Annotated in this window: 19 protein-coding genes; 14 read left to right on the top strand and 5 right to left on the bottom strand. The window is 62.9% G+C overall.

Annotated elements, in window-relative coordinates; translation table 11 throughout:
* The first annotated feature begins 204 nt into the window (after positions 1-204).
* Both F4U94_RS05430 and F4U94_RS05425 read left to right on the top strand, forming a co-directional pair.
* Positions 205-1,581 carry a cryptochrome/photolyase family protein gene (locus F4U94_RS05430; protein ID WP_120252054.1) on the top strand — a complete coding sequence of 459 codons (1,377 nt, stop codon included), beginning with the start codon at positions 205-207 and terminating at the stop codon, positions 1,579-1,581.
* Positions 1,582-1,617: 36 nt separating this feature from the next.
* Entirely contained in the window at positions 1,618-2,883 is a 1,266-nt protein-coding gene (locus tag F4U94_RS05425) for an SAM-dependent methyltransferase (protein ID WP_120250052.1), read from the top strand.
* A 4-nt stretch (positions 2,884-2,887) separates the two neighbouring features.
* Here the strand turns inward: F4U94_RS05425 and F4U94_RS05420 are convergent, their stop codons facing one another.
* Together F4U94_RS05420 and purF are read right to left on the bottom strand one after the other, a co-directional pair.
* Positions 2,888-3,604 carry an SDR family NAD(P)-dependent oxidoreductase gene (locus tag F4U94_RS05420; protein ID WP_120250053.1) on the bottom strand — a complete coding sequence of 239 codons (717 nt, stop codon included), beginning with the start codon at positions 3,602-3,604 and terminating at the stop codon, positions 2,888-2,890.
* 120 nt (positions 3,605-3,724) lie between these two features.
* The gene (purF, locus tag F4U94_RS05415; protein WP_232015937.1) at positions 3,725-5,185 is read right to left on the bottom strand and encodes an amidophosphoribosyltransferase; all 1,461 of its coding nucleotides are present in this window, start codon (positions 5,183-5,185) and stop codon (positions 3,725-3,727) included.
* 213 nt (positions 5,186-5,398) lie between these two features.
* On the opposite strand from purF, the gene ccmC reads away from it, so the two are divergent.
* The 9 genes from ccmC (at position 5,399) to F4U94_RS05380 (ending at position 12,415) form a co-directional block, all read left to right on the top strand.
* Positions 5,399-6,124 carry a heme ABC transporter permease CcmC gene (gene ccmC, locus F4U94_RS05410; RefSeq protein WP_120250055.1) on the top strand — a complete coding sequence of 242 codons (726 nt, stop codon included), beginning with the start codon at positions 5,399-5,401 and terminating at the stop codon, positions 6,122-6,124.
* A 1-nt stretch (position 6,125) separates the two neighbouring features.
* Positions 6,126-6,260, top strand: coding sequence for a hypothetical protein (locus F4U94_RS25335; RefSeq protein WP_269462544.1), 135 nt, complete (start codon positions 6,126-6,128; stop codon positions 6,258-6,260).
* Positions 6,261-6,270: 10 nt separating this feature from the next.
* Positions 6,271-6,717, top strand: a complete 447-nt coding sequence (gene ccmE, locus F4U94_RS05405) for a cytochrome c maturation protein CcmE (RefSeq protein WP_120250056.1) — start codon at positions 6,271-6,273, stop codon at positions 6,715-6,717.
* Positions 6,714-6,848, top strand: coding sequence for a hypothetical protein (locus F4U94_RS25330; protein ID WP_269462530.1), 135 nt, complete (start codon positions 6,714-6,716; stop codon positions 6,846-6,848). Before ccmE ends, F4U94_RS25330 begins: the two co-directional genes overlap by 4 nt.
* Complete coding sequence (locus F4U94_RS05400) at positions 6,845-8,794, top strand: heme lyase CcmF/NrfE family subunit (RefSeq protein WP_120250057.1); 1,950 nt, start codon at positions 6,845-6,847, stop codon at positions 8,792-8,794. Before F4U94_RS25330 ends, F4U94_RS05400 begins: the two co-directional genes overlap by 4 nt.
* On the top strand, positions 8,791-9,318 hold the full coding sequence (locus F4U94_RS05395; protein WP_120250058.1) for a redoxin family protein: 528 nt from the start codon (positions 8,791-8,793) through the stop codon (positions 9,316-9,318). Before F4U94_RS05400 ends, F4U94_RS05395 begins: the two co-directional genes overlap by 4 nt.
* Positions 9,315-9,725 carry a cytochrome c-type biogenesis protein gene (locus tag F4U94_RS05390; RefSeq protein ID WP_120250059.1) on the top strand — a complete coding sequence of 137 codons (411 nt, stop codon included), beginning with the start codon at positions 9,315-9,317 and terminating at the stop codon, positions 9,723-9,725. The genes F4U94_RS05395 and F4U94_RS05390 overlap by 4 nt, the downstream gene beginning before the upstream one ends.
* A complete protein-coding gene (locus tag F4U94_RS05385; RefSeq protein ID WP_120250060.1) occupies positions 9,722-10,366 on the top strand; it encodes a tetratricopeptide repeat protein in 645 nt (214 codons plus the stop codon). Before F4U94_RS05390 ends, F4U94_RS05385 begins: the two co-directional genes overlap by 4 nt.
* A gap of 123 nt (positions 10,367-10,489) precedes the next feature.
* Positions 10,490-12,415, top strand: coding sequence for a potassium transporter Kup (locus tag F4U94_RS05380; protein WP_120250061.1), 1,926 nt, complete (start codon positions 10,490-10,492; stop codon positions 12,413-12,415).
* A gap of 125 nt (positions 12,416-12,540) precedes the next feature.
* On the opposite strand, the gene F4U94_RS05375 is transcribed toward F4U94_RS05380, so the two are convergent.
* Positions 12,541-13,005, bottom strand: coding sequence for an Hsp20 family protein (locus tag F4U94_RS05375; protein WP_120250062.1), 465 nt, complete (start codon positions 13,003-13,005; stop codon positions 12,541-12,543).
* A 608-nt stretch (positions 13,006-13,613) separates the two neighbouring features.
* On the opposite strand from F4U94_RS05375, the gene F4U94_RS05370 reads away from it, so the two are divergent.
* Both F4U94_RS05370 and F4U94_RS05365 read left to right on the top strand, forming a co-directional pair.
* Positions 13,614-14,864 (top strand): lipoprotein-releasing ABC transporter permease subunit, encoded by a 1,251-nt coding sequence (locus tag F4U94_RS05370; protein ID WP_120250063.1) that lies wholly within the window; start codon positions 13,614-13,616, stop codon positions 14,862-14,864.
* Entirely contained in the window at positions 14,857-15,534 is a 678-nt protein-coding gene (locus tag F4U94_RS05365; protein ID WP_120250064.1) for an ABC transporter ATP-binding protein, read from the top strand. The genes F4U94_RS05370 and F4U94_RS05365 overlap by 8 nt, the downstream gene beginning before the upstream one ends.
* Before the next feature lie 58 nt (positions 15,535-15,592).
* On the opposite strand, the gene F4U94_RS05360 is transcribed toward F4U94_RS05365, so the two are convergent.
* Positions 15,593-17,401: a diguanylate cyclase gene (locus tag F4U94_RS05360; RefSeq protein ID WP_120250065.1), complete on the bottom strand. Its 1,809-nt coding sequence runs from the start codon at positions 17,399-17,401 to the stop codon at positions 15,593-15,595.
* Between the two features lie 139 nt (positions 17,402-17,540).
* Between F4U94_RS05360 and dnaE the strand changes: the two genes are divergently transcribed.
* Positions 17,541-21,083: a DNA polymerase III subunit alpha gene (gene dnaE, locus F4U94_RS05355; RefSeq protein ID WP_120250066.1), complete on the top strand. Its 3,543-nt coding sequence runs from the start codon at positions 17,541-17,543 to the stop codon at positions 21,081-21,083.
* Positions 21,084-21,249: 166 nt separating this feature from the next.
* On the opposite strand, the gene F4U94_RS05350 is transcribed toward dnaE, so the two are convergent.
* Positions 21,250-22,317: a PA0069 family radical SAM protein gene (locus tag F4U94_RS05350; RefSeq protein ID WP_120250067.1), complete on the bottom strand. Its 1,068-nt coding sequence runs from the start codon at positions 22,315-22,317 to the stop codon at positions 21,250-21,252.
* Between the last annotated feature and the right edge of the window lie 66 nt (positions 22,318-22,383).

The following is a 22,383-nucleotide window of genomic DNA, read 5'->3' as shown; positions in this document are numbered from 1 at the left end:
TATTGTGACGGCGTCTTTCCATCCCCTGAAAGGCCGCCATCGCCGAACATCGGCGTCTTCGCCAGAATAAGCGGGGTGAGGCCCCGCGTCCATCGGCCGAATCATCATCCTGCCGATTTGCGACCGATCGATGCCACCATAACGAAGGCAATATGCCCCAATGGTCGCTTGGAACCGCACGCCATGGCGCGCATTGGCTTGGGCATGTCCAAACCCGTCCTGCTCTGGCTCCGCCAGGATCTTCGCCTGTCCGATCAGGCTGCACTGGCAGCCGCCGCCGCTGAAGGGCCGGTCATACCCGTCTATATATTGGACGATGAAAGCCCACGCCAATGGGCGATGGGCGGCGCGGCGCGATGGTGGCTGCACCATAGTCTGAGCCGGCTGGACGAAAGCCTGCGGGACAAGGGGTCGCGCCTGATCCTGCGGCGCGGCAAGAGCGTGGATGTGCTAGCGGCGCTGGCGAAGGAAGTGGGCGCATCGCGGATCCATGCGCTGCATCATTATGAGCCATGGTGGCGCAATGCCGAAAAGGCGGTCGCCAAGCTGCTGGACCTGTGCCTGCATGACGGCGGCCTGTTGCTTCCGCCCGGCGCAGTGCGGACGGGGGCGGGGGGCATGTATCGCATCTACACGCCCTTTGCCCGCGCGGTGATGGAGCATATGCCGCCACCGCCGCCCCATCCCGCGCCGGCCCATATAGAAGCGCCGACGCAATGGCCCAAGAGCGAGTCGCTGGAGAGTTGGGCGTTGCTGCCGACCAAGCCGGATTGGGCGACCGGTTTTGCGAAGGACTGGACGCCGGGGGAAACGGGCGCGCGCGCCAATGTCGCGAATTTTCTCGATGAAGCGGGCGACTATCCGACCGCCAGAAACCTGCCTTCGGTTGAGGGCACGTCGCGTCTGTCCGCGCATCTTCACTTCGGCGAAGTGTCGCCTGCCTATGTCTGGCACCGTGTCGAAAGTTCAGGGCATGATGCAGCAATCTTTCTTAAAGAGCTGATCTGGCGGGATTATGCCCATCTCCAGATTTGTGAATTGCCCACCTATGGATCGGCCAATGCCCGGACCGATTTCGATCGGCTGAACTGGCGCGACCTGCGGGAAGCGGGGGCGGACTTCACGGCCTGGAAGACGGGACGGACGGGCTATCCGATCGTAGATGCGGGTATGCGGCAGCTTTGGACGACGGGATGGATGCATAACCGTGTGCGCATGATTGCCGCCAGCTTCCTGATCAAGCATCTGCTGATCGACTGGCGCCATGGCGCGCGCTGGTTCTGGGATACGCTGGTCGATGCCGATTATGCCAATAACAGCGTCAATTGGCAGTGGGTGGCGGGCAGCGGCGTGGACGCCAATCTCTTCACCCGCATCATGGCGCCGCTGACCCAGTCGGACAAGTTTGACGCAGCCGACTATATTCGCGAATGGGTGCCCGAATTGAGCGACCTGTCCGATGCGGTGATCCATGATCCCGACGCCCATGGCGCGCGCCCGCCCAGCTATCCCGCCAAGATCATCGGCCATCGCGAAGGGCGTGAGCGTGCGCTGGAGGCCTATCGCCGTAGCAAGGGGTGATTGCAGCGGCGCCCGGCTTGCGGCAGGATTGGCGTCATGAATGCAACCGACCCCCGGCGCGGCAGGCGCGCGCTGTCCGTGCGACGTCCGCCGCGATCGGGCAGGCCAAAAAAATTGTCGCGTCTGATGGCGCCTCTCTTTCACCGGTTGCTCGATCGAATCGATTTGGGATTGGAAGAAGGCGCTCTGGAAGCCTCTTTGCCCGACGGTACGCGCCGCCTGTTGGGCGGCCGGGCGCCAGGACCGCAATGCGAGGTCGACCTGCAAAGCTGGCGCGCCCTGGTGCGGCTGGCCATCGGTGGATCGGCTGGCTGGTATCGCGCCTGGGCCGCAGGGGAGTGGGACAGCCCCGACCCCGTCCCGCTCTTCGCCCTGTTCATGCGCAATGCCGTGACCTTGGGGCGGGCGGCCCGTCCGCGCGGACCGGGGCGCTGGATCGGGCGGCTGGCGCACTGGGCACGACGCAACAGCCGTGTCGGATCGCGGCACAATATCGCCTATCATTATGATCTGGGGAATGATTTCTACAGCCTGTGGCTTGACAAAAATATGCACTATTCTAGCGCCTTGTTTATCGATCCTGATGACCATGATGAAGAGTTCGAGCAGGCCCAGCGACGCAAGGTTGACGCGATCCTAGACCGGATCGACCTGCACGATGGCGCATCATTGCTGGAAATCGGCTGCGGCTGGGGTGGGCTGGCGGAGCAGGCGATGGAGCATAGCGGCATCGCCTATAGTGGGCTGACCCTTTCCACCGAGCAGGCCGACTATGCCCGCGACCGATTGGGATCGGGCGCGCAGATATGGCTGACCGACTATCGGGACGCGCAGGGCCAATATGATGCCATCGCCAGCGTGGAAATGGTGGAGGCGGTAGGAGAGCGCTACTGGCCCGACTATGTCGCCGCCGTCGATCGCCTGCTGAAACCCGGCGGCAAGGCAGCGATCCAATATATATTGATCGACGACGCGATTTTCGAATCCTATGCGCGCGGCGCGGACTTCATCCAGACCTATATCTTTCCCGGCGGCATGCTGATGTCAGAAAGCCGCTTTCGCGCACTGGCGGAGAAGGCCGGGCTGGAATGGCGCGACGTTCATCGCTTCGGCCTCGACTATGCCGAAACACTGCGTCGCTGGCGGGTGCAATTCGACCGGGCGATCGACGATGGCCAGCTACCCGCCAGTTTCGACCAGCATTTCGTGGCTTTGTGGCGCTATTATCTGATGTATTGCGAAGGCGGCTTTCGCGGTGGCGGGATCGACGTGGCACAAGTGACGCTGGTCAAGCCCGCCTGATCGATCAGCCCTCGACGCGTATGCGATGCCCGGTCGGCGCGTCAGACGTCACCAGGTCGAGGATCGCCTGCCCGACCACTTCCGGCCCCTTCAGGCTCGCGGGATCTTCGCCGGGGAAGGCACGGGCGCGCATCGCGGTGCGGGTCGCGCCGGGATCGACGATATGGGTGCGGATAGCGGAGATATTTTTCACCTCCTCGCCATAGGCGCCGACCAGAGTTTCCAGCGCCGCCTTCGACGCGCCATAGGCACCCCAATAGGCGCGCGGCGTTGCGACGGAGGAGGTCAGCGCCACCACTCGAGCATCGCCGCTGGCCCGCAACATGGTGTCGAACGCGGCGATCAACGCCTGCGGTGCGGCGATGTTCAAGGTGAGCAGGCGGGCAAATTCCTTGGCATCGATCGCCGGCACCGCCGCCAAAGACCCAAGGGTCGCGGCATTCAGCACCAATATATCGAGCGCGCGCCAGCGGCCACCTATGGCCTGCGCCAAACGCCCGATACTCTCGCCATCGGCCAGGTCGAGCGGCGCGATCGTCGCGCTGCCGCCGGCCTGATGGATGCGATCCTCCACTTCCTCCAGCCCGCCGCTGGTCCGGGCGGTCAGCACGACATGCGCACCGGCAGCGGCCAGCACCTCCGCCGTGGCGGCGCCGATCCCCCGGCTCGCGCCAGTGACGAGAGCCAGTTTGCCGGAAAGCGGAAGGTTGGAAGTAGACATGGAAATCCGTTCGTCCTGAGGAGGGCCTGAGTTTGGCGAAGACCCGTATCGAGGGATCCTTCGATACGCCACTTCGACTTCGCTCAGTGGCTACTCAGGACGAACGGGGATTTATGCTTGTCAGACGACGCGTTCGGCCAGCAGTTCCAACTGGTTGGTCACCACCGCATCATCCTGATCGGTCAGTTTGGTGGGATAGTCGCCGGTGAAACAGGCATCGCAATATTGCGGGCGGATGTCCGCGCGCTTGGCTTCGCCCAGCGCTTTGTACAGGCCGTCGATCGAGATGAAGGACAGGCTGTCGGCGTGGATGAAATCCTGCATGCCGCCCACGTCCAGCTTGTGCGCCAGCAGCTTCGTCCGCTCCGGCGTATCGACGCCATAGAAGCAGCTATGCTTGGTCGGCGGCGACGCGATGCGCATATGCACTTCGGCCGCGCCCGCTTCGCGCATCATCTGCACGATCTTGAGCGACGTCGTACCGCGCACGATCGAATCGTCGATCAGCACGATCTTCTTGCCTTGGATCAGCGCGCGATTGGCGTTGTGCTTCAGCTTCACGCCCAGATGGCGGACCTTGTCGCCCGGCTGGATGAAGGTGCGGCCGATATAGTGCGAGCGGATGATGCCCAGTTCGAACGGAATGCCCGACTGCTGGGCATAGCCGATCGCCGCCGGCACGCCGCTATCCGGCACCGGAATGACATAATCGGCCTCGACCGGATTTTCGATCGCCAACTGCGCGCCGATCGCCTTGCGGACCGAATAGACGCTGGAATTGTCGATGATCGAATCGGGCCGGCTGAAATAGACATGCTCGAAAATGCAGGGACGGGCATGCGTCTCACCGAACGGACGGTGCGAGCGGATATTGCCGTCATTGGTGACGATCACCAATTCGCCCGGATCGATGGTGCGGACATAATCGGCACCGACCACGTCCAGCGCCACGGTTTCCGACGCGAAAATCGTCGAATCGCCCAGCTTGCCCATCACCAGCGGACGGATGCCCAGCGGGTCGCGGCAGGCGATCATGCCTTCGGGCGTCATCACGATCAGCGAATAGGCGCCCTCGACCTGCTTCAATGCGTCGATGAACTTGTCGAGCAACGTGCGATAGCTGGAGGTCGCCACCAGATGGATGATGACTTCGGTATCGGACGTCGACTGGAAGATGGAGCCGCGGCGAATCAGTTCGCGGCGCACCTTCATCGCGTTGGAGATATTGCCATTATGGGCAATGGCGAACCCACCGCTGTTCAATTCCGCATAGAGCGGCTGAACGTTGCGCAGCGACGTTTCACCGGTGGTCGAATAGCGCACATGGCCGCAGGCGGTATCGCCCGGCAGGCCACGAATCACTTCGTCCCGGTCGAAATTGCCCGCCACATGGCCCATCGCCCGGTGGGTATGGAAATCATGCCCGTCCCAGCTGGTGATGCCTGCGGCTTCCTGCCCGCGATGTTGCAGAGCGTGAAGGCCGAGCGCGACCATGGCAGACGCCGTTTCCGCACCGGAAACGCCGAAAATGCCACATTCCTCGCGCAACTTGTCGTCGTCGAAGGGGTTTGTCGTAAACATGGGTGTGAGCGGTTCCATAGCCGTTCCTGACAACCCCAAGATGCGACCGGGGTTGTCTCTTGTGCGCGCATATAGTCACTCTCGCGCCGTTTGTCGCCCTCCTGTAACAAAAAAGCGTGGCAGGCTGTGGCAACGCTGCGTTTCGGCGGTCGGTCTATCGGCAAAATGCCCTACTGGCGCTGTTCCGCTTGCCCGGCTACAGACTCGATCCTGATGCATCGTTTCGCCAATCCTGCCCGCTTTTTGAAGATTGCACGTCCGCTGACGGGATGGCTCTTCTGGTCCGGTCTGCTGCTGCTGCTCGTCGGCGCTGCTTGCGGCCTGTTCGTGACACCGGCTGATTATCTTCAGGGGCAGACGGTCCGGATACTCTATATACATGTACCTGCCGCCTGGCTGGGGATGGGCGGCTGGACCGGCATCGCCATCGCGGCGCTGATGCAACTGGTCTGGCGTCATCCGCTGGCGGCCGTCGCTGGCCGCGCGATCGCCGCGCCGGGTGCGCTGTTCACCGCCATCTGCCTGATGACCGGCTCCATCTGGGGCCGTCCGACATGGGGTACTTGGTGGGAATGGGACGGGCGGATGACGTCGATGCTGGTCCTTTTCTTCCTTTATCTCGGCTATATCGCGCTCGCCAATGCCAGCGCGCGGCAGGGGCAGCAGGGCGGGGTCAGCAACGTTACGGCGATCTTCGGGCTGGTCGGCGCGGTCAACATTCCGATCATCAACCGATCGGTCGTGTGGTGGAACAGCCTTCACCAGGGGCCATCGATCACGCTGCGCGGGTCCAGCATCGATGGGTCGCTGCTCTGGCCGCTGGGCTTGACATTATTGGGTTTCAGCCTGCTCTTCGGCGCCATCGTGCTGATGCGTATGCGGGCGATACTGGCAGAAAATAAGGTCGAGGCGCGCATGCAGCGCCTGGCAAGAGGGTAGGATGATGAACCAATGGGCTTTCGTGATTGCCGCCTATGCGGTGACGCTAGCCGGCACCGCGCTCGTCAGTCTGGTAAGCTGGCGTTCCATGCGCAGTGCGGAGCGCCGCGCCGATCAACTGTCGAATCGCGGGTGAAGGCGCGATCATGAAGGCCAAGCATCAACGGCTGATCCTCGCGCTGGCGGCGCTGGTGGCGCTGGTCGGCGCCGGCTTGCTCGCGGCCTCCGCCTTGAAGGATGAGGCTGCCTATTTCTATGCGCCGGCTGACGTAAAGACCAAGGGTGCCGAACCCGGCAAGGCGATCCGCCTGGGCGGCATGGTGGTCAAGGGCAGCCTGAAGCGCGCGGCCGACGGCATCACCATCCATTTCGACGTCACCGACGGCAAGGCGACCGTGCCCGCCACCTTCAGCGGCATCGCGCCCGACCTGTTCAAGGAAGGCAGCGGCGTCGTGGCGGAGGGGGCATTCGATGCGAAGGGCACCTTCATCGCCACCAACCTGCTCGCCAAGCATGACGAACGCTACATGCCCCGCGAATTGGAAGGCATGACCTATAATGAGACGACGCATGAGATGAAGGCGGACAAGTGACGATGGGTTTTCCTCCTCACCGTCATCCCGGCAAAGGCTGGGATATCAATGCCTTCCTGATGGCATGCCCGGAGAAGAAGGATGTCAGCCTTCGCTGGCGTGACGAAGATGTAGATGGGGTGCGCGCATGATCGCCGAAATCGGCCTCGCCGCGCTCTGGTTCGCCGCTGCTCTCGCGCTGTTACAATTGGTTCTGGCCTTTGCTGGCCTGAAGGGCGGCAAGCCCGAACTGCTCGGCGCCGTACGGCCCGCCGCGGTGACGCAGGGCATCCTGACCGCCATCGCCTTCGCCGCGCTGATCACCCTGTTCATGCGGTCGGATATGTCCGTGCTGCTGGTCGCCACCAACAGCCATTCGATGAAGCCCTGGCTTTATAAATTCGCCGGCACCTGGGGCAATCATGAAGGCTCGATGCTGCTGTGGGTCACGGTCATGGGTGTGGCGGGCGCCGCCGTCGCCCTGTTCGAGCGCGCCCTGAAACGTGACGCGCATATGGCGACGCTGGGCGGGCAGGCCGCTATTTCGCTCGGTTTCTACGCCTTCCTCCTTTTCTCCTCCAACCCCTTCGCGCGCATCGCACAGCCGCCAGCGGACGGGCAGGGGCTGAACCCGCTGTTGCAGGATCCCGGTTTGGCCTTCCATCCGCCGACCCTTTATCTGGGCTATGTCGGCCTGTCGGTCGCCTTCTCCTTCGCCATCGGTGCTTTGCTGACGCGGCAGGTGGACGCCGCCTTCGCCCGCGCGATGCGGCCATGGGTGCTTGCGGCGTGGGTATTGCTGACGCTGGGCATCACGGCGGGCAGCTATTGGGCCTATTATGAGCTGGGCTGGGGTGGCTGGTGGTTTTGGGATCCGGTCGAAAACGCCTCGCTCATGCCCTGGCTGGCGGCGACGGCTCTGCTTCATAGCGTTACCGTGCTGGCGACGCGCGACGCACTGCGGGCCTGGACGATCATGCTGGCAGTGGTGGCTTTCTCCATGTCGATGGTCGGCACCTTCCTGGTCCGGTCGGGCATCTTGACCAGCGTTCATGCCTTCGCCGTCGATCCGCAGCGCGGCAGCTTCATCCTGGCGCTGCTCGCTCTCTATATCGGCGGCGCGCTGGCGCTGTTCGGCTGGCGGATCGGGTCGGTGCGCGAAGGCGCGCCGTTTGAACTGGTCAGCCGCGAAACCATGCTGGTTGTCAACAATCTGCTGCTCACGGTCATATTGGGCCTCGTGCTGATCGGCACCCTCTATCCGCTGATGACGGAGGCGTTCGGTCACAAGGTTTCGGTGGGGGCACCCTATTTCGACCGGATCGCCGGGCCGATCGCGCTGGCGCTGATGGTCGCCATGGCGGCAGGGCCGCTGACCCGCTGGCGAAAGGACAAGGCGGGCGTTGTTGGAAAACGTTTGCTGGTGCCGCTCGCCATAGCGTTTGTGGTGTCCATCTCGCTGTCTCTTTTCGCCTGGGGTCGCATCGGCATCCTGCCCTTCCTGGGTTTGGTTATCGCAGTTGCGGTCGGCGTCGCGAGCCTCGCTCCGCTGTGGAAGCGCAAGCTGTTGCGCACCCCACTCTTCACCTATGGCATGGTCGTCGCGCATCTGGGCTGCGCCGTCAGCTTGGCCGGCATGGCCTGCGACTCCGCCTTTACGGTCGAAAAACTTGTGGCGGCACGACCGGGCGACATGATCCAGACCGCCGGTTGGTCGATCCGTTTCCGTCAGATCACGCCGATCGCCGGCGACAACTGGACCGCGCTTCAGGCGGATATGGATGCCGGTCGGGGCGGCAGTTCGGTCGTCATCCGGCCGCAGTCGCGCTTCTTCGCCTCACCGCCGACCACGACCAGCGAAGCGGCATTGCTGACTCGATGGGACGGGCAGCTTTATGTCGTGCTGGGTGAGGAAGTGGAGGGCGGCCGCTGGCAGTTGCGCATCTGGTGGAAGCCCTTCGTCACGCTGATCTGGCTGGGCGGCATCATGATTGCACTCGGCGGCGCGCTGGCGCTGGTCGGACGGGAGCGGCGTGGCTGGGTGATGAAATGGCGGCCCCACAACCACAATATGACGACAGAGGGCGTCGAGGCATGAGGAAGCTGCTGATCTGGCTGCCGCTCGTCCTGTTCCTCGCCTTTGTCGGGCTTTTCGCCACTGGCCTGTTCAAGCCGGACGACCGCGTGATCCATTCCCGGCTGGTGGGGCAACCGCTGCCGGCCTTCACCCTGCCGGCGGCGGCCAGCGATCGGCCTGCGCTCGCCAGCGCCCAGTTTGTCACGGGCAAGCCACGCCTGCTCAACATCTTCGCCAGCTGGTGTGTGCCCTGTGCCGCCGAAGCGCCGCAACTGATGGCACTCAAGCAGGCCGGTGTGGAGATAGACGCGATCGCCATTCGCGACGCCCGGCCGGACGTCGATGGCTTCCTCCAGCGCTATGGCAATCCATACGCCCGGATCGGCCTGGATGCCCGCAGCGCGGTGCAGATGGCGCTCGGTTCGTCGGGCGTGCCGGAAACCTTCGTGATCGATGGCAAGGGGCGGATCGCTTACCAGCATATCGGGGATATTCGCGCGGACGATGTGCCGATGATCCTAGACCGGTTGAAGGACGCGCAATGAAGCTGATCCTTGCTCTTTTGTGCGCGCTGCTCGCGGTGCCAGCCGCAGCGCAGACCGCGCTGCCGCCTGCGCCCTGGGCCGACCGACAGATTCCCGACGCTGCGCAGGAGCGCAAGGCGAAGGCGCTGATGGAAACCATCCGCTGCCTCACCTGCCAAAGCCAGTCGATCGCCGATTCGGGCGCCAGCATGGCCGGCGACATGCGATCGCAGATCCGCGAGCGCATCATGGCCGGCGAGCAGCCCGAGTCGATCCGTAGCTGGCTGATCGCCCGCTATGGCGACTGGGTCAGTTATGAACCCACCGCCGCGCCGATCCTGTGGCCGTTATGGGCTGCGCCGGTCCTGCTGCTCGGACTGGGACTGCTGCTCTTGCGCGGGCGGATCAAGCGGAGGACGCGCGCATGACCGGCTGGTTTCTTGCCTTTGGTCTGGCGGCCATCGCCTTCCTTGCGCTGCTGTTGATCGGCCGCATTCCGCGATCGACTCGCGAAATCAGTGCGGCTGCGCTGCTGCTGGGCCTTGCCGGTTACGCCTGGCAGGGCAATCCGGGACTGGCGGGCGCACCGCGTCTCGCCAAGGACGCGGCCGGCGAGAAGTTCGACGAAAGTCTGGCGGAGCGGCGGCGCGGTCTGGCCGAGCGATTCGGTCCTGCGGCGCAGTGGATGATGCTGTCCGACGGGCTGGCGCGGCAGGGCAAGACCAAGGAAGCGGCCAATGTCTTGCTGTCGGGCCTGCGCGCCGCGCCAGACGATGCCAATCTGTGGCTGGGTTTGGGCAATGCGCTGATCGCCCACGCCGATGGCGTCGTATCCCCTGGCGCCGATTTCGCCTATCGCCGCGCATTGGCGCTTGATCCCGAAGGCCCGGCGCCGCGTTATTTCTACGGACTTGCCCTGGTTCGCAACGGCCAGTTGCAGGCGGCACGCGACCTGTGGAAGCCATTGGCGGACAGCGCGCCGGCGGGCAGCCAGGTGAAGGCGGAACTCGACGCCAGCATCGCGCGTATCGACGCCATGCTTGCAGCGGGCGCGCCGCCGTCCCAATGATGCAGTGCAGCGTCCGCATTGCGTGCTCCACAGAGCCGTGATAGGGCGCGGCGGTTTACAGGGGTCGTGCGGGCTATTCCGCCATGCGCCCCCTATTGGGTGTCGATACGAGCATGATCCTTCATGGCTGACCTCCTTCCCAACACCGCTCCGGCTTCCGACGAGGAAGAGGGCGGTCATGGACATGCGCGGCAGAAAGCGACGGTAAAACTGGTAGTCGGGGCGATCGGCATCGTCTTCGGCGATATCGGTACCAGTCCGCTTTATGCCTTTCGCGAAACCTTCCACGGCCATCATCACCTGACGCTGGACGCCGACCATATATTGGGCGTCATCAGCCTGATGTTCTGGTCGATGATGCTGGTGGTGACGCTGAAATATGTCAGCATCATCATGCGCGCCGATAACAAGGGCGAGGGCGGCAGCCTGGCGCTGCTGGCGCTGATCAACGGGCAGACGAAGACGCAGCGCTGGTCGCGCGGCATCGTATTGCTGGGCGTATTTGCGACGGCGCTTTTCTATGGCGACTCGATGATCACCCCGGCCGTGTCGGTGCTGTCGGCGGTCGAGGGCCTGACCGTCTATAATCCAGCACTGGCACCGGCGATTTTGCCGGTGGCGATCGTCATCCTGCTCGGCCTGTTCTGGATACAGGGGCTGGGCACCAACCGGGTCGCGGCCTTCTTTGGCCCGATCATGCTGACCTATTTCATCACGATTGCGGCGCTGGGCGTGATTTCGATCATGAAGACGCCGGGTATCCTCTATGCCTTCAATCCCTATTGGGCAGTGATGTTCTTCGTCACCGATCCGCTGCCGGCTTTCCTGGCGCTGGGGTCTGTGGTGCTGGCCGTAACCGGGGCCGAGGCGCTCTATGCCGATATGGGGCATTTCGGTCGCAATCCGATCCGCGTGTCCTGGCTCGCCTTCGTGCTGCCGGCGCTGATGCTCAACTATATGGGGCAGGGCGCGCTGCTGTTCCGCGAAGGCGCGGCCGCGCTGCACAGCCCCTTCTACAATCTCGCCCCGCAATGGGGCCAGTTGCCGCTGATCGTGCTGGCGACGCTGGCCGCGATCATCGCGAGCCAGGCGGTGATATCCGGTGCCTTCTCCGTCACGCAGCAGGCGATCCAGCTGGGTTTCATGCCCCGCTTGCGGATCGAACATACCAGCGCGTCGACCGCGGGTCAGATCTACATTCCCCTGATCAACTGGGGTTTGATGGTCATGGTCATCCTGCTGGTGCTGGTGTTCCAGACATCGTCCAACCTGACCGCTGCCTATGGCATTGCCGTTACCGGGGCGATGTTCATCGACAATGTGCTGCTGACGGTGGTGCTGTACCGCCTGTGGCATTGGAAATGGTATTATGCCGCGCCGGTGCTCGGCATTTTCTATCTGGTCGACGGCGCCTATCTGGCGGCGAACCTGACCAAGGTGCCGGACGGCGGCTGGTTCCCGCTGCTGATCGGCTTCATCGTCTTCACGCTGCTGACGACCTGGTCGCGCGGTCGCCGGCTGGTGCAGGACCGGTTGCGCGAAGCGGCCATGCCGATCCCGGTCTTCGTGGCCTCCGCCGCCAACAGCGCAGTACGCGTGCCCGGCACGGCCGTGTTCATGACCTCCACGCCCGATGGCGTTCCCCATGCGCTGCTGCATAATTTGAAGCATAACAAGGTACTGCACGAACGGGTGATCCTGCTGACGGTGAAGATCAGGGACGTGCCGGTGGTCGAGGATGACGGCCGCTGCAAGCTGGAGGATCTGGGCCGGGGCTTTTTCCGCATGGTCCTGCAATATGGCTTCATGCAGGAGCCGGACGTGCCGGCCGCGCTCAAGAACGTCACCGGGTGCGGTCAGGCGTTCAAGATGATGGACACCAGCTTTTTCCTGGCGCGCCAGACGTTGCTCCCCTCGGCCAAGCCGGGCATGCCGTTGTGGCGGGAGAAAATCTTCGCCTGGATGCTGCGCAACGCGGAAAGCGCGATGGAGTTTTTCCGCCTGCCGACCAACCGGGTCGTGGAATTGGGCAGTCAGGTCGAAATCTGATTTTCATATCTGGAAGTTCACACCGTCCTGAGTGGAACGATAATGAGCGATCGTTTCCAGATAGGACAGCAAAATAGGGCGCGACCGGATGGCCGCGCCCTTTCCAATTTCCGATCGAAGCCGGATCAGGCGGCGTCGCGGTCCTTGTTGATGTCGACCAGCTGACCGCCATTGACGGCGATCTTCTTGGGCTTCATCGCTTCGGGCACTTCGCGCACGAGTTCGATAGTCAGAAGGCCATCGGCCAGGTCGGCCTTTTCGACTCGCACGAAATCGGCGAGTTCGAAGCGGCGCTCGAAGCTGCGGTTCGCGATGCCGACATGAAGGAATTTGGAGCGATCCGCAGAGGAGGCGTCATCCTTTCGCCCGATCACCTGGAGCAGGTTCTGCTGAGCGGTAATGTCGATCTCGTCGGGGCGGAAGCCGGCGATGGCCAGCGTCACGCGATACCGGTCTTCCGACAGTCGCTCGATATTGAAGGGCGGATAATTGTCGCCTTGCGCCAACCGGGCATTATTTTCGATCAGGTCGAACAGACGATCGAAACCCACGGTGGAGCGGCGATAGGGGGTGAGGTCGAAACCACGCATAATCATAATCTCCCAAAGGGCAGATGAACGTGCCGGACCCAATCATTGGCATCCGACGATAGGATGTCCGGCCCCATGTGGCGGCTGGACAGACATGGATATGGTCTTGGCGTTCCGGCTTTCAAGAGCAGGGCGATGTTGGAAAATGCCGTCTTAACTTCGTACATTTCCCGCAGGTGTCGACATTAAGTTGCGCGCGCCCGTTCCTATCGAAAAGGTCGCGCATTTTTACATGGCGGCGTCGGATCGAACAGAAAGATGCAAGAAAAGAGCGGGATAGGACAGGGTAAATAAAAAGCACCCGGATCATGCTTTCATGATCCGGGTGCTTAATGGACGATTGCTCGTCTCCCCCTTGGCCTGCCTCAACCGCTTCTTAGCCCCCTAAGCTCGAAGCGGGATGCAGTATCCCTGAACCACGGCCTTTTACCTGTGCTTCCGAAGCCTTGCTATGACTGGCGCAGCCCGCTGTCACGGGCAAAATCAGGCTGGTGTGATTTTCGGTTCGTCCCTGTGGCGGCAATGCAACAATCGGGCAATGCTTGCCGTTATGTCGGCTGATCCCTAGACCCTCATCCATATCACTATCGAAGGGCCGTTCGCGCCACATGATTCTATCCCGTTACGAACGCATGATCGCCAAACGCTACCTGCTGCCGGGCAAGGGCGAAGGCTTCATCTTCCTCGTCGCCGGCATCAGCCTGGTCGCGGTCATGCTGGGTGTCGCCGCGCTCATCATCGTCATGAGCGTCATGAACGGCTTTCGCGCCGAGCTGTTCGACAAGATCGTCGGCCTCAATGGCCATGCCGTGGTGCAGGGCTATGGCGGGCGGCTGCCGGATTGGCAGTCGGTGTTGAAGGAAACGAAGGCGACGCCGGGCGTCACCAAGGCGACACCTATGATCGACCAGCCCTTGGGTGCCATCTACCAAGGGCGGTTTGAGTTCGCGTTGGTGCGTGGCATGTCTGTCGATGATATCCGTTCCAGTTCGACACTGAGCAAGAATGTGAAGGTCGGCACCCTGAACGCTTTGAAGCCGGACAGCGGCAATGTGGCGATCGGATCGAGATTGGCGGAAAATCTGGGCCTTCAGGTCGGGGATACGATCACCATCTTCAATCCATCGGGCCGGACGACGCCTTTTGGCACGGTGCCACGCCAGATCGGCTATCGGGTTGCTGCGATCGTCGAGATTGGCGTCTACGACTATGACAAAGCCTTGGTCGTGATGCCTATCCAGGATGCGCAGACTTTGCTGCTGATGGGTGATGCCGTCGGCATGATCGAGGTCGAGACGGTCGATGCGGACCGAGTGGGCCAGATATTGGAACCGCTGGCCGGTAAGGTCGCCGGGCGGGCCGTCATCACCGACTGGCGTCAGATGAATTCGTCGCTGTTCGAGGCATTGGCCGTGGAACGGGTCGCTATGTTCGTCGTCCTGTCGATCATCGTACTAGTCGCGGTATTCAACATCCTGTCGTCGTTGATCATGCTGGTGCGCGCCAAGACGCGGGACATCGCCATCCTTCGGACCATGGGCGCGAGCCGTGCGGGATTGGTGCGTATCTTCATGACGGTGGGCGTAACTATTGGTACGCTGGGCACGGCGGCCGGCATATTGCTGGGCTTCACCTTCCTCTTCTTCCGCCAGAGCGTCGTGAATTTCGTCCAACTTGTGACCGGTCAGAATTTATGGGATCCCTCGATCCGCTTTTTGACAGACCTGCCGTCCAAGGCTGACCCGGTGGAGATTACGATCATCTGCATCATGGCATTGGTGTTCAGTTTCCTTGCCACGCTATATCCGGCTTTCAAGGCCGCCAATACCGATCCCGTGCAGGTGCTGCGTTATGAATGATATCCTTAAAGTAACCGGCCTAGCCCGCAGTTTCACCCAAGGCGGTGTGACGATAGAGGTGCTGCGCAGCATCGACCTGAACGTCGGGCCGGGTGAGATCGTGGCGCTGCTGGGGCCATCGGGGTCCGGCAAATCGACGTTGCTACAGGCGGTCGGCCTGCTGGAAGGCGGGTTCGACGGGTCGATCCGCATCGCTGGCGAAGAAGCGGCCAAGCTGGACAATGACGGGCGGACGCGGTTGCGCCGCGACGCGCTCGGCTTCGTCTATCAATTCCACCATCTGCTGCCCGATTTCAACGCGACAGAGAATGTCATCCTGCCGCAGGTGATCCGCGACAAGGATATGGAAAGCGCCAAGGCGCGGGCGGAGTCGCTGCTGACGTCGCTGGGGCTGGGCCATCGACTGGACCATCGGCCAAGCCAATTGTCGGGCGGCGAGCAGCAGCGCGTCGCCGTGGCGCGGGCGCTCGCCAACCGCCCCGCGCTGGTGCTGGCGGACGAGCCGACCGGCAATCTGGACGAGCGAACGGCCGATGTCGTGCTGGCCGAGTTCCTGCGGTTGGTGCGCGAAGAGGGATCGGCCGCTCTGGTGGCGACCCATAATGAGCGGCTGGCACAGAAGATGGACCGGGTGGTCCGGCTGCATGCCGGGGTGCTGGAAGGCGCCTAGGGCATTTTGAAGCCAGCTGGCACGGCGGATAGTGAGGATGATCCGATCGGATCATATTCTATGCCGCCGCCGTCGCACCATCTCTGACATTGGCGACCAGCACGCGGTCGCGACCTTCCGCCTTTGCGCGCAGCAAGGCAGCGTCGGCGGTCTGAAGCAGGCGGTCGGCACGGCCATGGTCCGGGAAGGTCGCAAGGCCGAAGCTGGCGGTAATCGCCCCCAGTTCCCGCCCGCGATGTTCGACCCGCAGATCCCGAATGCGATGCTGAATCTGAATGGTGCGGCCGAGCGCCTGGTCGAGTCTGAAACCGGGCATCAAAATCACGAATTCCTCGCCCCCCAAGCGGAAGGCATGGCCATTTTCCCGCAAGGCATCCGCCAACACCTTGCCGACCGCGCGCAATACGGCGTCGCCGGCATCATGGCCGAAACTGTCGTTGAACCGCTTGAAATGGTCGATGTCGATCATCAGGCAGGTGAGCGGTGAAAGATTGCGTTCGGCTTCGTTGACCAGCGTTTGCAGCATGATGTCGAATTGACGGCGATTGGGCAGTCCGGTCAGGACATCGGCCATCGCCATGTCGCGCAGCACATCGCGCAGGCGCAGATTGGCGAGGGCAAGGCCGATATTTTCGGCCAGCATCTCCAGATATTTGCCGGTACGCTCCAGATGGCTGGCATTGGCGCGCACCGGCTCTTCATAATAAAGCATGCCGATGCTTTCGCCCTGCGCCGCGAGCGGGATGCAGATCGTGCTGATCGCACCGGTGGCATCCAGATGGTCGCAGGGAATATCCACCATCTCGCCGATCGGCCGATGCGTCTGGCCACGGCGCAACGCCCAGCAGGCGGAGGGAGCAAATTCCTTGCGCGAGTAAGCGGGGGCGAGCCAGTCGCAGGCCTGTGTCATGGCGTTGCGGCGGGCGTCGTGAATATAGAGGCGGCCGGGGAAATCCGGCGCGATTTCGGGGGCGAAGCGGCGGACCACCTCCACCAGATCATGCACGCTGTCGCAGCCCTGCAAACGCTGGGTCAGGCGGGACAACAGGTCGCGCATGGTGCGGTCGGTGTCGCGTTCCTGCTCCAGACGCTGCCGTTCCAGGCCGTTTTCGCGGAAGATGCGGATGGCCTGCGCCATGTCCCCAATCTCGTCCACATGGGCGCTGTCGGGCGGGATCGCATCCCAATCCTGCGCGGCCAGACGGGTGACGACGTCGCTCAGGCTGACGACCGGACGCAGGATGCGTTGTTTCAGGACGAAATAGAGGACGCACAGGAAGAGCAGGGCGGTGATGCCCAGCATGACTTCCGACATGGTGCGCCATTGACGGGCGGTGTCGGTTGCGCGCGACACGGCATGGTCGGTACGCTGATCCAGCATATATTGGAATTTGCCGACCTGCGCGGCGACGCGGTCCAGTTCACGGCCATATTCGTCGCCGAACAAGATGGTGCGGCCGGTCTTGTCGTCGCCCGCCTGAGCGGCGCGGATCGCGGCGTCCTGCTCGTCCGTCAGCGCGTCGGACCAATGCAGCGCCTGACCTAATGCAGCAAGTTCGCTTTCATTGGCGCCGGCATCGCGCAGATGGGCGACGCGCTGCTTGACCGACTTCAGCGCGCCCTTCTCACGACGATAGGCGATCAGATGGCTGAGATCGCCACTGATGATGAAGCCGCGCGCCTGTTCGGTCAGGCGATAGACATCCTCCTCCAACGTGGCGGTGGCCTGGTCGAAGGTGGCGCGTTGGGCGACGGCGGCGCGTTCGCGTTCTTCGGCGCCCGATGCCATCAACATGGTGGCGCCAGACGCCAAAGTCAGGGCGACGGTGGCTCCATAGGCCCAGTTGGTGATGGTAGACAGACGCATGATGCGAGCGACGGTAGCAGGGACAGGTTGGCAATCCGTTAAGGATGTTGGCCGTCGGGCAGGTCGGCCGACCGCTTTACCCACAGATTTCGTGGTGAGGGGGGTGGGCCGAATCGCGCGGCATCCCTAGATTGGGGGCATGCCCCATGCTCCTTTCGTTCCGCTGCGCGTTTTTTCCTCCTTCACCATGCTGGAAGGGGCGATCGACCCCAAGAAGATCGCCAAGCAAGCGAAAGCTTTGGGCTTTCCGGCGGCGGCGATCACGGACCGGAACGGGCTTTATGGCTCGATGGCCTTTTCCGACGGGTGCAAGGATGAGGGCGTGCAGCCGATCATCGGCGCGATGCTGGGGATATTACGGCCGGGCCGCCCGGCCAATGCGCCGCCGGTGCATGACTGGATCGCGCTTTATGCGCAGGATGCGGGCGGATACGACAATATCTGCGCGCTGGTGTCGATGGCGCATCTGGACCGGCCGGTCGAAGACGTGCCGCATGTGACGATCAAGGCGCTGGAGGGGCGGACCGACGGCGTCATCGCGTTGACGGCGGGCGGCGAAGGCGCGCTGGCGCGGTTGTTCGCCGAAGATCAGCCGGACGCGGCGGTCGCTTATGTCGAGCGGCTTGAAGCGCTGTTCCCGGATCGGCTCTATATCGAGATTTGCCGCCGGCTGGACCCCACCGAGGGCAGAGCCGAGCCACAACTGCTCGAAATGGCCTATGATCGCGATCTGCCATTGGTCGCGACCAATCCGACCTGCTTTGCCGAGCCGCATTTCCATGAGGCGCATGACGTGATGCTGTGTATCGCGGACAGCGCCTATGTCGAGACGCCCGACCGCCGCACAAGCTCGCCCGACGCCTGGATGAAACCGGTGGGCGAGATGAAGCGCCTGTTCGAGGATCTGCCCGAGGCGCTGGCCAACACGCTGGTCGTCGCGCAACGCTGCGCCATTGCCGCGCCCAAGCGCAAGCCGATCCTGCCCAGCCTTGCGGGCGATATCGAGGGCGAAAGCATCATGCTGCGCGATCAGGCGACGGCGGGGCTGGAGGCGCGACTGGCCAAGGCCGGGATCATCGGGGATGAGGCGCGCAAGCCCTATTTCGATCGGCTGAAATTCGAGACGGACATCATCATCCAGATGGGTTTTCCCGGTTACTTCCTGATCGTGGCCGACTTCATCAAGTGGGCGAAGGACCATGATATTCCGGTGGGTCCGGGTCGTGGATCGGGCGCGGGGTCGCTGGTCGCCTGGGCGCTGACCATCACCGATCTTGATCCGTTGCAGCTTGGCTTGCTGTTCGAACGCTTCCTGAACCCGGAACGCGTGTCGATGCCCGACTTCGACATCGATTTCTGCGAAACGCGGCGCGGCGAGGTGATCCGTTACGTTCAGCAGAAATATGGTGCGGACCATGTGGCGCAGATCATTACCTTCGGTAAGCTGAAGGCGCGCGCCGTGTTGAAGGACACGGGCCGCGTGTTGCAGATGAGCTATGGGCAGGTCGATCGGCTTGCCAAGCTGGTGCCCAATCATCCGACCGATCCGTGGACGCTGGAACGATCGCTGAACGGCGTCAGCGAGTTTCGCGCGGAATATGACAATGACAATCAGGTCAAGCGCCTGATCGATTATGCGATGAAGCTGGAGGGCTTCCCGCGCCACAGTTCCACCCATGCGGCGGGCGTGGTGATCGGCGATCGGCCGTTGCAGCAATTGGTGCCGCTTTATCGCGACCCGCGATCGGACATGCCGGTGACGCAGTTCGACATGAAATATGTCGAGGGCGCCGGGCTGGTGAAATTCGACTTTCTGGGTCTGAAGACCCTGTCGGTGTTGCAGAAGGCGGTGCAATTGCTGGCGGCGCGGGGCGTGCATGTCGACCTCGACACGCTCGCCTGGGATGACGAGGCGGTGTACGAGCTGCTCCAGCGCGGCGACACGGTCGGCGTGTTCCAGCTGGAATCTGAAGGCATGCGCAAGACGCTGGCGGCCGTGCGTCCGACCAATTTCGGCGACATCATCGCGCTGGTGTCGCTCTACCGCCCTGGCCCGATGGACAATATTCCGATGTTCGGTCGCCGCAAGAATGGCGCGGAAGAGATTGAATATCCGCACATTCTTCTGAAGCCGATCCTGGAAGAGACGTATGGCATCTTCGTTTATCAGGAACAGGTGATGCAGGCCGCGCAGATCCTGGCGGGCTATAGCCTGGGTGACGCCGACCTTCTGCGCCGCGCCATGGGCAAGAAGGTGAAGGCGGAGATGGACGCGCAGCGGTCCCGCTTCGTGGACGGTTGTGCGCGCAGCGACATCAAGCCGGCTAAAGCGAACGAGTTGTTCGATTTGATCGACAAGTTTGCGGGCTATGGTTTCAACAAATCGCACGCGGCGGCCTATGCCTTGCTCGCTTATCAGACGGCGTGGTTGAAGGCGCATTATCCGGCGGAATTCTATGCCGGATCGATGGCATTCGATATCCATCTGACCGAAAAACTGACGGTGTTCGTCGACGATATGCGGCGCATGGGACTGACCTGCCTGGCGCCGGATCTGAACCGCAGCGAGGCGGACTTTACCGTCGAGGCGGTGCCTTGTGAAGGCGAGGATAAGAGGCTGGGCTTTGCCGTGCGCTATGCGCTGGGCGGGCTGAAGGGCGTGGGCGAAAAGGCGATGGAGCAGCTGGTCGCCGAACGTGCGGCGACCGGGCCATTCAAGTCGCTCGATGATTTCGCCGACCGGATCGAGCCGCGTCTGCTGAACCGGCGGCAGTTGGAAAGCCTGGCGGCGGCGGGGGCTTTCGATGGCATCCATGAAGACCGTGCTGGCGTGCATGCGGCGGCGGAAACCATCTTGTCGGTCGCATCGAGCAATGCGCAGGCGCGCGAAAGCGGACAGGGCGGTCTATTCGGCGACGTCGAGACACCCCATGCCGATGTGCGCATTCCGCCGCATCAGGCTTGGACCGTGGCGGATCGCATGGCGCAGGAGAAGGAGGCGTTCGGCTTCTATTTCTCCGCCCATCCGGTGGACCGGTACAAGCATCTGGCCGATGCGCGGGGCGCCAAAAGCTATGGCCTGATCTGCCAGTCGCCCATGCCCGCGCCCAATGCCGAAGGGCGGTCGATGACGATCATGGCCGCAATGGTCGAGGATGTACGCTGGCGCGAGACGAAGCGGGGCGCGCGCTATGCAAACGCCACCTTCTCTGACCAGAGCGGGCAGTTTCAGGCGAGTTGCTTCGATGAAGAGGCGTGCAAGGCAATCGAGGAATTGTCGAAGGACGGCGATTGCGCGCTGTTGATCGTGGAACTGGACCGGTTGCCGGGCGAAGAGACACCGCGCGTCACCGTGCGGGGCGCCGAGCCATTCCGCGCGATCGCGAGCGCATCGCGAATGGAGCTGACGGTCGATATCGACACGGTACAGGCGGTCGAGGCGCTGGCGGCCTTGCTGGCCGGGGCCGGAGGCGGGCGCAGCGAAGTATTTTTGCGGGCGCCCGTAGGCGACGGACAGGCTGCGAAGCTGTTTCTGGGCGATCATTACAGCCTGGGCGCGGATCAGGTGGATGCGATCGCGACGATCAGGGGGCTGACGGTCCACAGGTTCGAGCGCATGGATGTGAAGGCGGATGGCTACCGCACCAAGATGCGGCGGATGGCCATGCGGTTGGCGGGGTAGGGACAGAGGCAGGTTTCGACCAGATGCGGCCGTGTTCCCCCTCCCGTTTGCGGGAGGGGGCTGGGGGGGTGGGCTGGATATCGCGATTGCCCACCCCGCTGCGACTAACGCACTGCGCGCGCAAGTCTCGCTGCCCCTCCCGCAAGCGGGAGGGGAATGGGAAAGCCTAAAACAAGCGCATCTGGGCGCCTTCGGGTGGGCGGAAGAGGTCGGTGCGCAGGATCAGGCGTTCGGCGCCGAGGCCAGCGCGCTTGCGAGCCTTGAGGAAGCGAGTGCGGATGAGGTCGGCCCAGACGCCTTGACCACGCATGCGGGTGCCGAAATTCGGATCATTGTCCCGCCCGCCGCGCAGCTCGCGGATGATGGCCATCACCTTGCCCGCGCGATCGGGATAATGGGCCTCCAGCCAGGCGCGGAAGAGCGGGGCGACTTCGTTCGGCAGCCGGACGGGGATATAGGTGACTTCGCGCGCGCCTGCCTGTGCGACGCGGGCGACCAGCGCTTCGATCTCATGGTCGGTGATGGCGGGGATGATGGGCGAAATGCTGGCGGTGACGGGGATGCCCGCTTCGGCCAGTTGGCGGATCGCATCGACCCGGCGCAGCGGATGCGGCGCGCGGGGCTCCAACGTGCGAGCGATGGCCGGGTCCAGGCTGGTGACGGATAGCACGACCGCGACCAGCCCGTCGCGCGCCAGATCGGCAAGCAGGTCTATGTCGCGCAATATCCGGTCGGACTTGGTGGTGATGTAGGTCGGGTGACGGGTTTCGACCATGATCTCCAATATGGAGCGGGTGATGCCCCAATCCTTTTCGATCGGCTGATAAGGGTCGGTGTTGGTGCCCATGGCGATCGAGGCCACGACATAGTTTTTCTTCGACAATTCGGCGCGCAGCAGTTTGGCGGCGTCGGGCTTGGCGAATAATTTGGTTTCGAAATCCAGGCCGGGCGACAGGTCGTGATAGGCGTGCGACGGTCGGGCGAAGCAATATATGCAGCCATGTTCGCAGCCGCGATAGGCGTTGATCGACTGGCTGAAGCCAATATCGGGGGACTGGTTGCGGGTCAGGATCGTGCGGGGATGTTCGACCGTGACCTGCGTTCGGGTGCGGGTGAGCGGACCGTCAATGTCGCCGATCGCGTCCAGCCAATCGCCGTCCGCCTCCCGCTGCGGCAAGTTGAAGCGGCGGCTGTCGCCTTTCAGTGTTGCGCCCCTGCCTTTCTCGATCGCCATAGCCGATTGGAACATATCGAGAACAATATGTCAATTGAGACTGCGAGTGAGACAGGTGAAACGATG

It is taken from the genome of Sphingobium limneticum (assembly GCF_008710155.1).
Classification (GTDB): domain Bacteria; phylum Pseudomonadota; class Alphaproteobacteria; order Sphingomonadales; family Sphingomonadaceae; genus Sphingobium; species Sphingobium limneticum.
Note: the sequence above shows the minus strand (reverse complement) of the source record. Positions and strands in the feature narration are given on the sequence as shown.

What these genes read in the sequence shown, in the direction of transcription:
- F4U94_RS05420 (WP_120250053.1), bottom strand. Translation starts at nt 3,604, where the DNA reads ATGTCTACTTCCAACCTTCCGCTTTCCGGCAAACTGGCTCTCGTCACT.
- F4U94_RS05370 (WP_120250063.1), top strand. Translation starts at nt 13,614, where the DNA reads ATGATTCTATCCCGTTACGAACGCATGATCGCCAAACGCTACCTGCTG.
- dnaE (WP_120250066.1), top strand. Translation starts at nt 17,541, where the DNA reads ATGCCCCATGCTCCTTTCGTTCCGCTGCGCGTTTTTTCCTCCTTCACC.
- F4U94_RS05385 (WP_120250060.1), top strand. Translation starts at nt 9,722, where the DNA reads ATGACCGGCTGGTTTCTTGCCTTTGGTCTGGCGGCCATCGCCTTCCTT.
- F4U94_RS05395 (WP_120250058.1), top strand. Translation starts at nt 8,791, where the DNA reads ATGAGGAAGCTGCTGATCTGGCTGCCGCTCGTCCTGTTCCTCGCCTTT.
- F4U94_RS05375 (WP_120250062.1), bottom strand. Translation starts at nt 13,005, where the DNA reads ATGCGTGGTTTCGACCTCACCCCCTATCGCCGCTCCACCGTGGGTTTC.
- ccmC (WP_120250055.1), top strand. Translation starts at nt 5,399, where the DNA reads ATGCATCGTTTCGCCAATCCTGCCCGCTTTTTGAAGATTGCACGTCCG.
- F4U94_RS05350 (WP_120250067.1), bottom strand. Translation starts at nt 22,317, where the DNA reads ATGGCGATCGAGAAAGGCAGGGGCGCAACACTGAAAGGCGACAGCCGC.
- F4U94_RS05360 (WP_120250065.1), bottom strand. Translation starts at nt 17,401, where the DNA reads ATGCGTCTGTCTACCATCACCAACTGGGCCTATGGAGCCACCGTCGCC.
- F4U94_RS05365 (WP_120250064.1), top strand. Translation starts at nt 14,857, where the DNA reads ATGAATGATATCCTTAAAGTAACCGGCCTAGCCCGCAGTTTCACCCAA.
- F4U94_RS05380 (WP_120250061.1), top strand. Translation starts at nt 10,490, where the DNA reads ATGGCTGACCTCCTTCCCAACACCGCTCCGGCTTCCGACGAGGAAGAG.
- F4U94_RS25335 (WP_269462544.1), top strand. Translation starts at nt 6,126, where the DNA reads ATGATGAACCAATGGGCTTTCGTGATTGCCGCCTATGCGGTGACGCTA.
- purF (WP_232015937.1), bottom strand. Translation starts at nt 5,185, where the DNA reads ATGTTTACGACAAACCCCTTCGACGACGACAAGTTGCGCGAGGAATGT.
- ccmE (WP_120250056.1), top strand. Translation starts at nt 6,271, where the DNA reads ATGAAGGCCAAGCATCAACGGCTGATCCTCGCGCTGGCGGCGCTGGTG.
- F4U94_RS05400 (WP_120250057.1), top strand. Translation starts at nt 6,845, where the DNA reads ATGATCGCCGAAATCGGCCTCGCCGCGCTCTGGTTCGCCGCTGCTCTC.
- F4U94_RS05425 (WP_120250052.1), top strand. Translation starts at nt 1,618, where the DNA reads ATGAATGCAACCGACCCCCGGCGCGGCAGGCGCGCGCTGTCCGTGCGA.
- F4U94_RS05390 (WP_120250059.1), top strand. Translation starts at nt 9,315, where the DNA reads ATGAAGCTGATCCTTGCTCTTTTGTGCGCGCTGCTCGCGGTGCCAGCC.
- F4U94_RS05430 (WP_120252054.1), top strand. Translation starts at nt 205, where the DNA reads ATGTCCAAACCCGTCCTGCTCTGGCTCCGCCAGGATCTTCGCCTGTCC.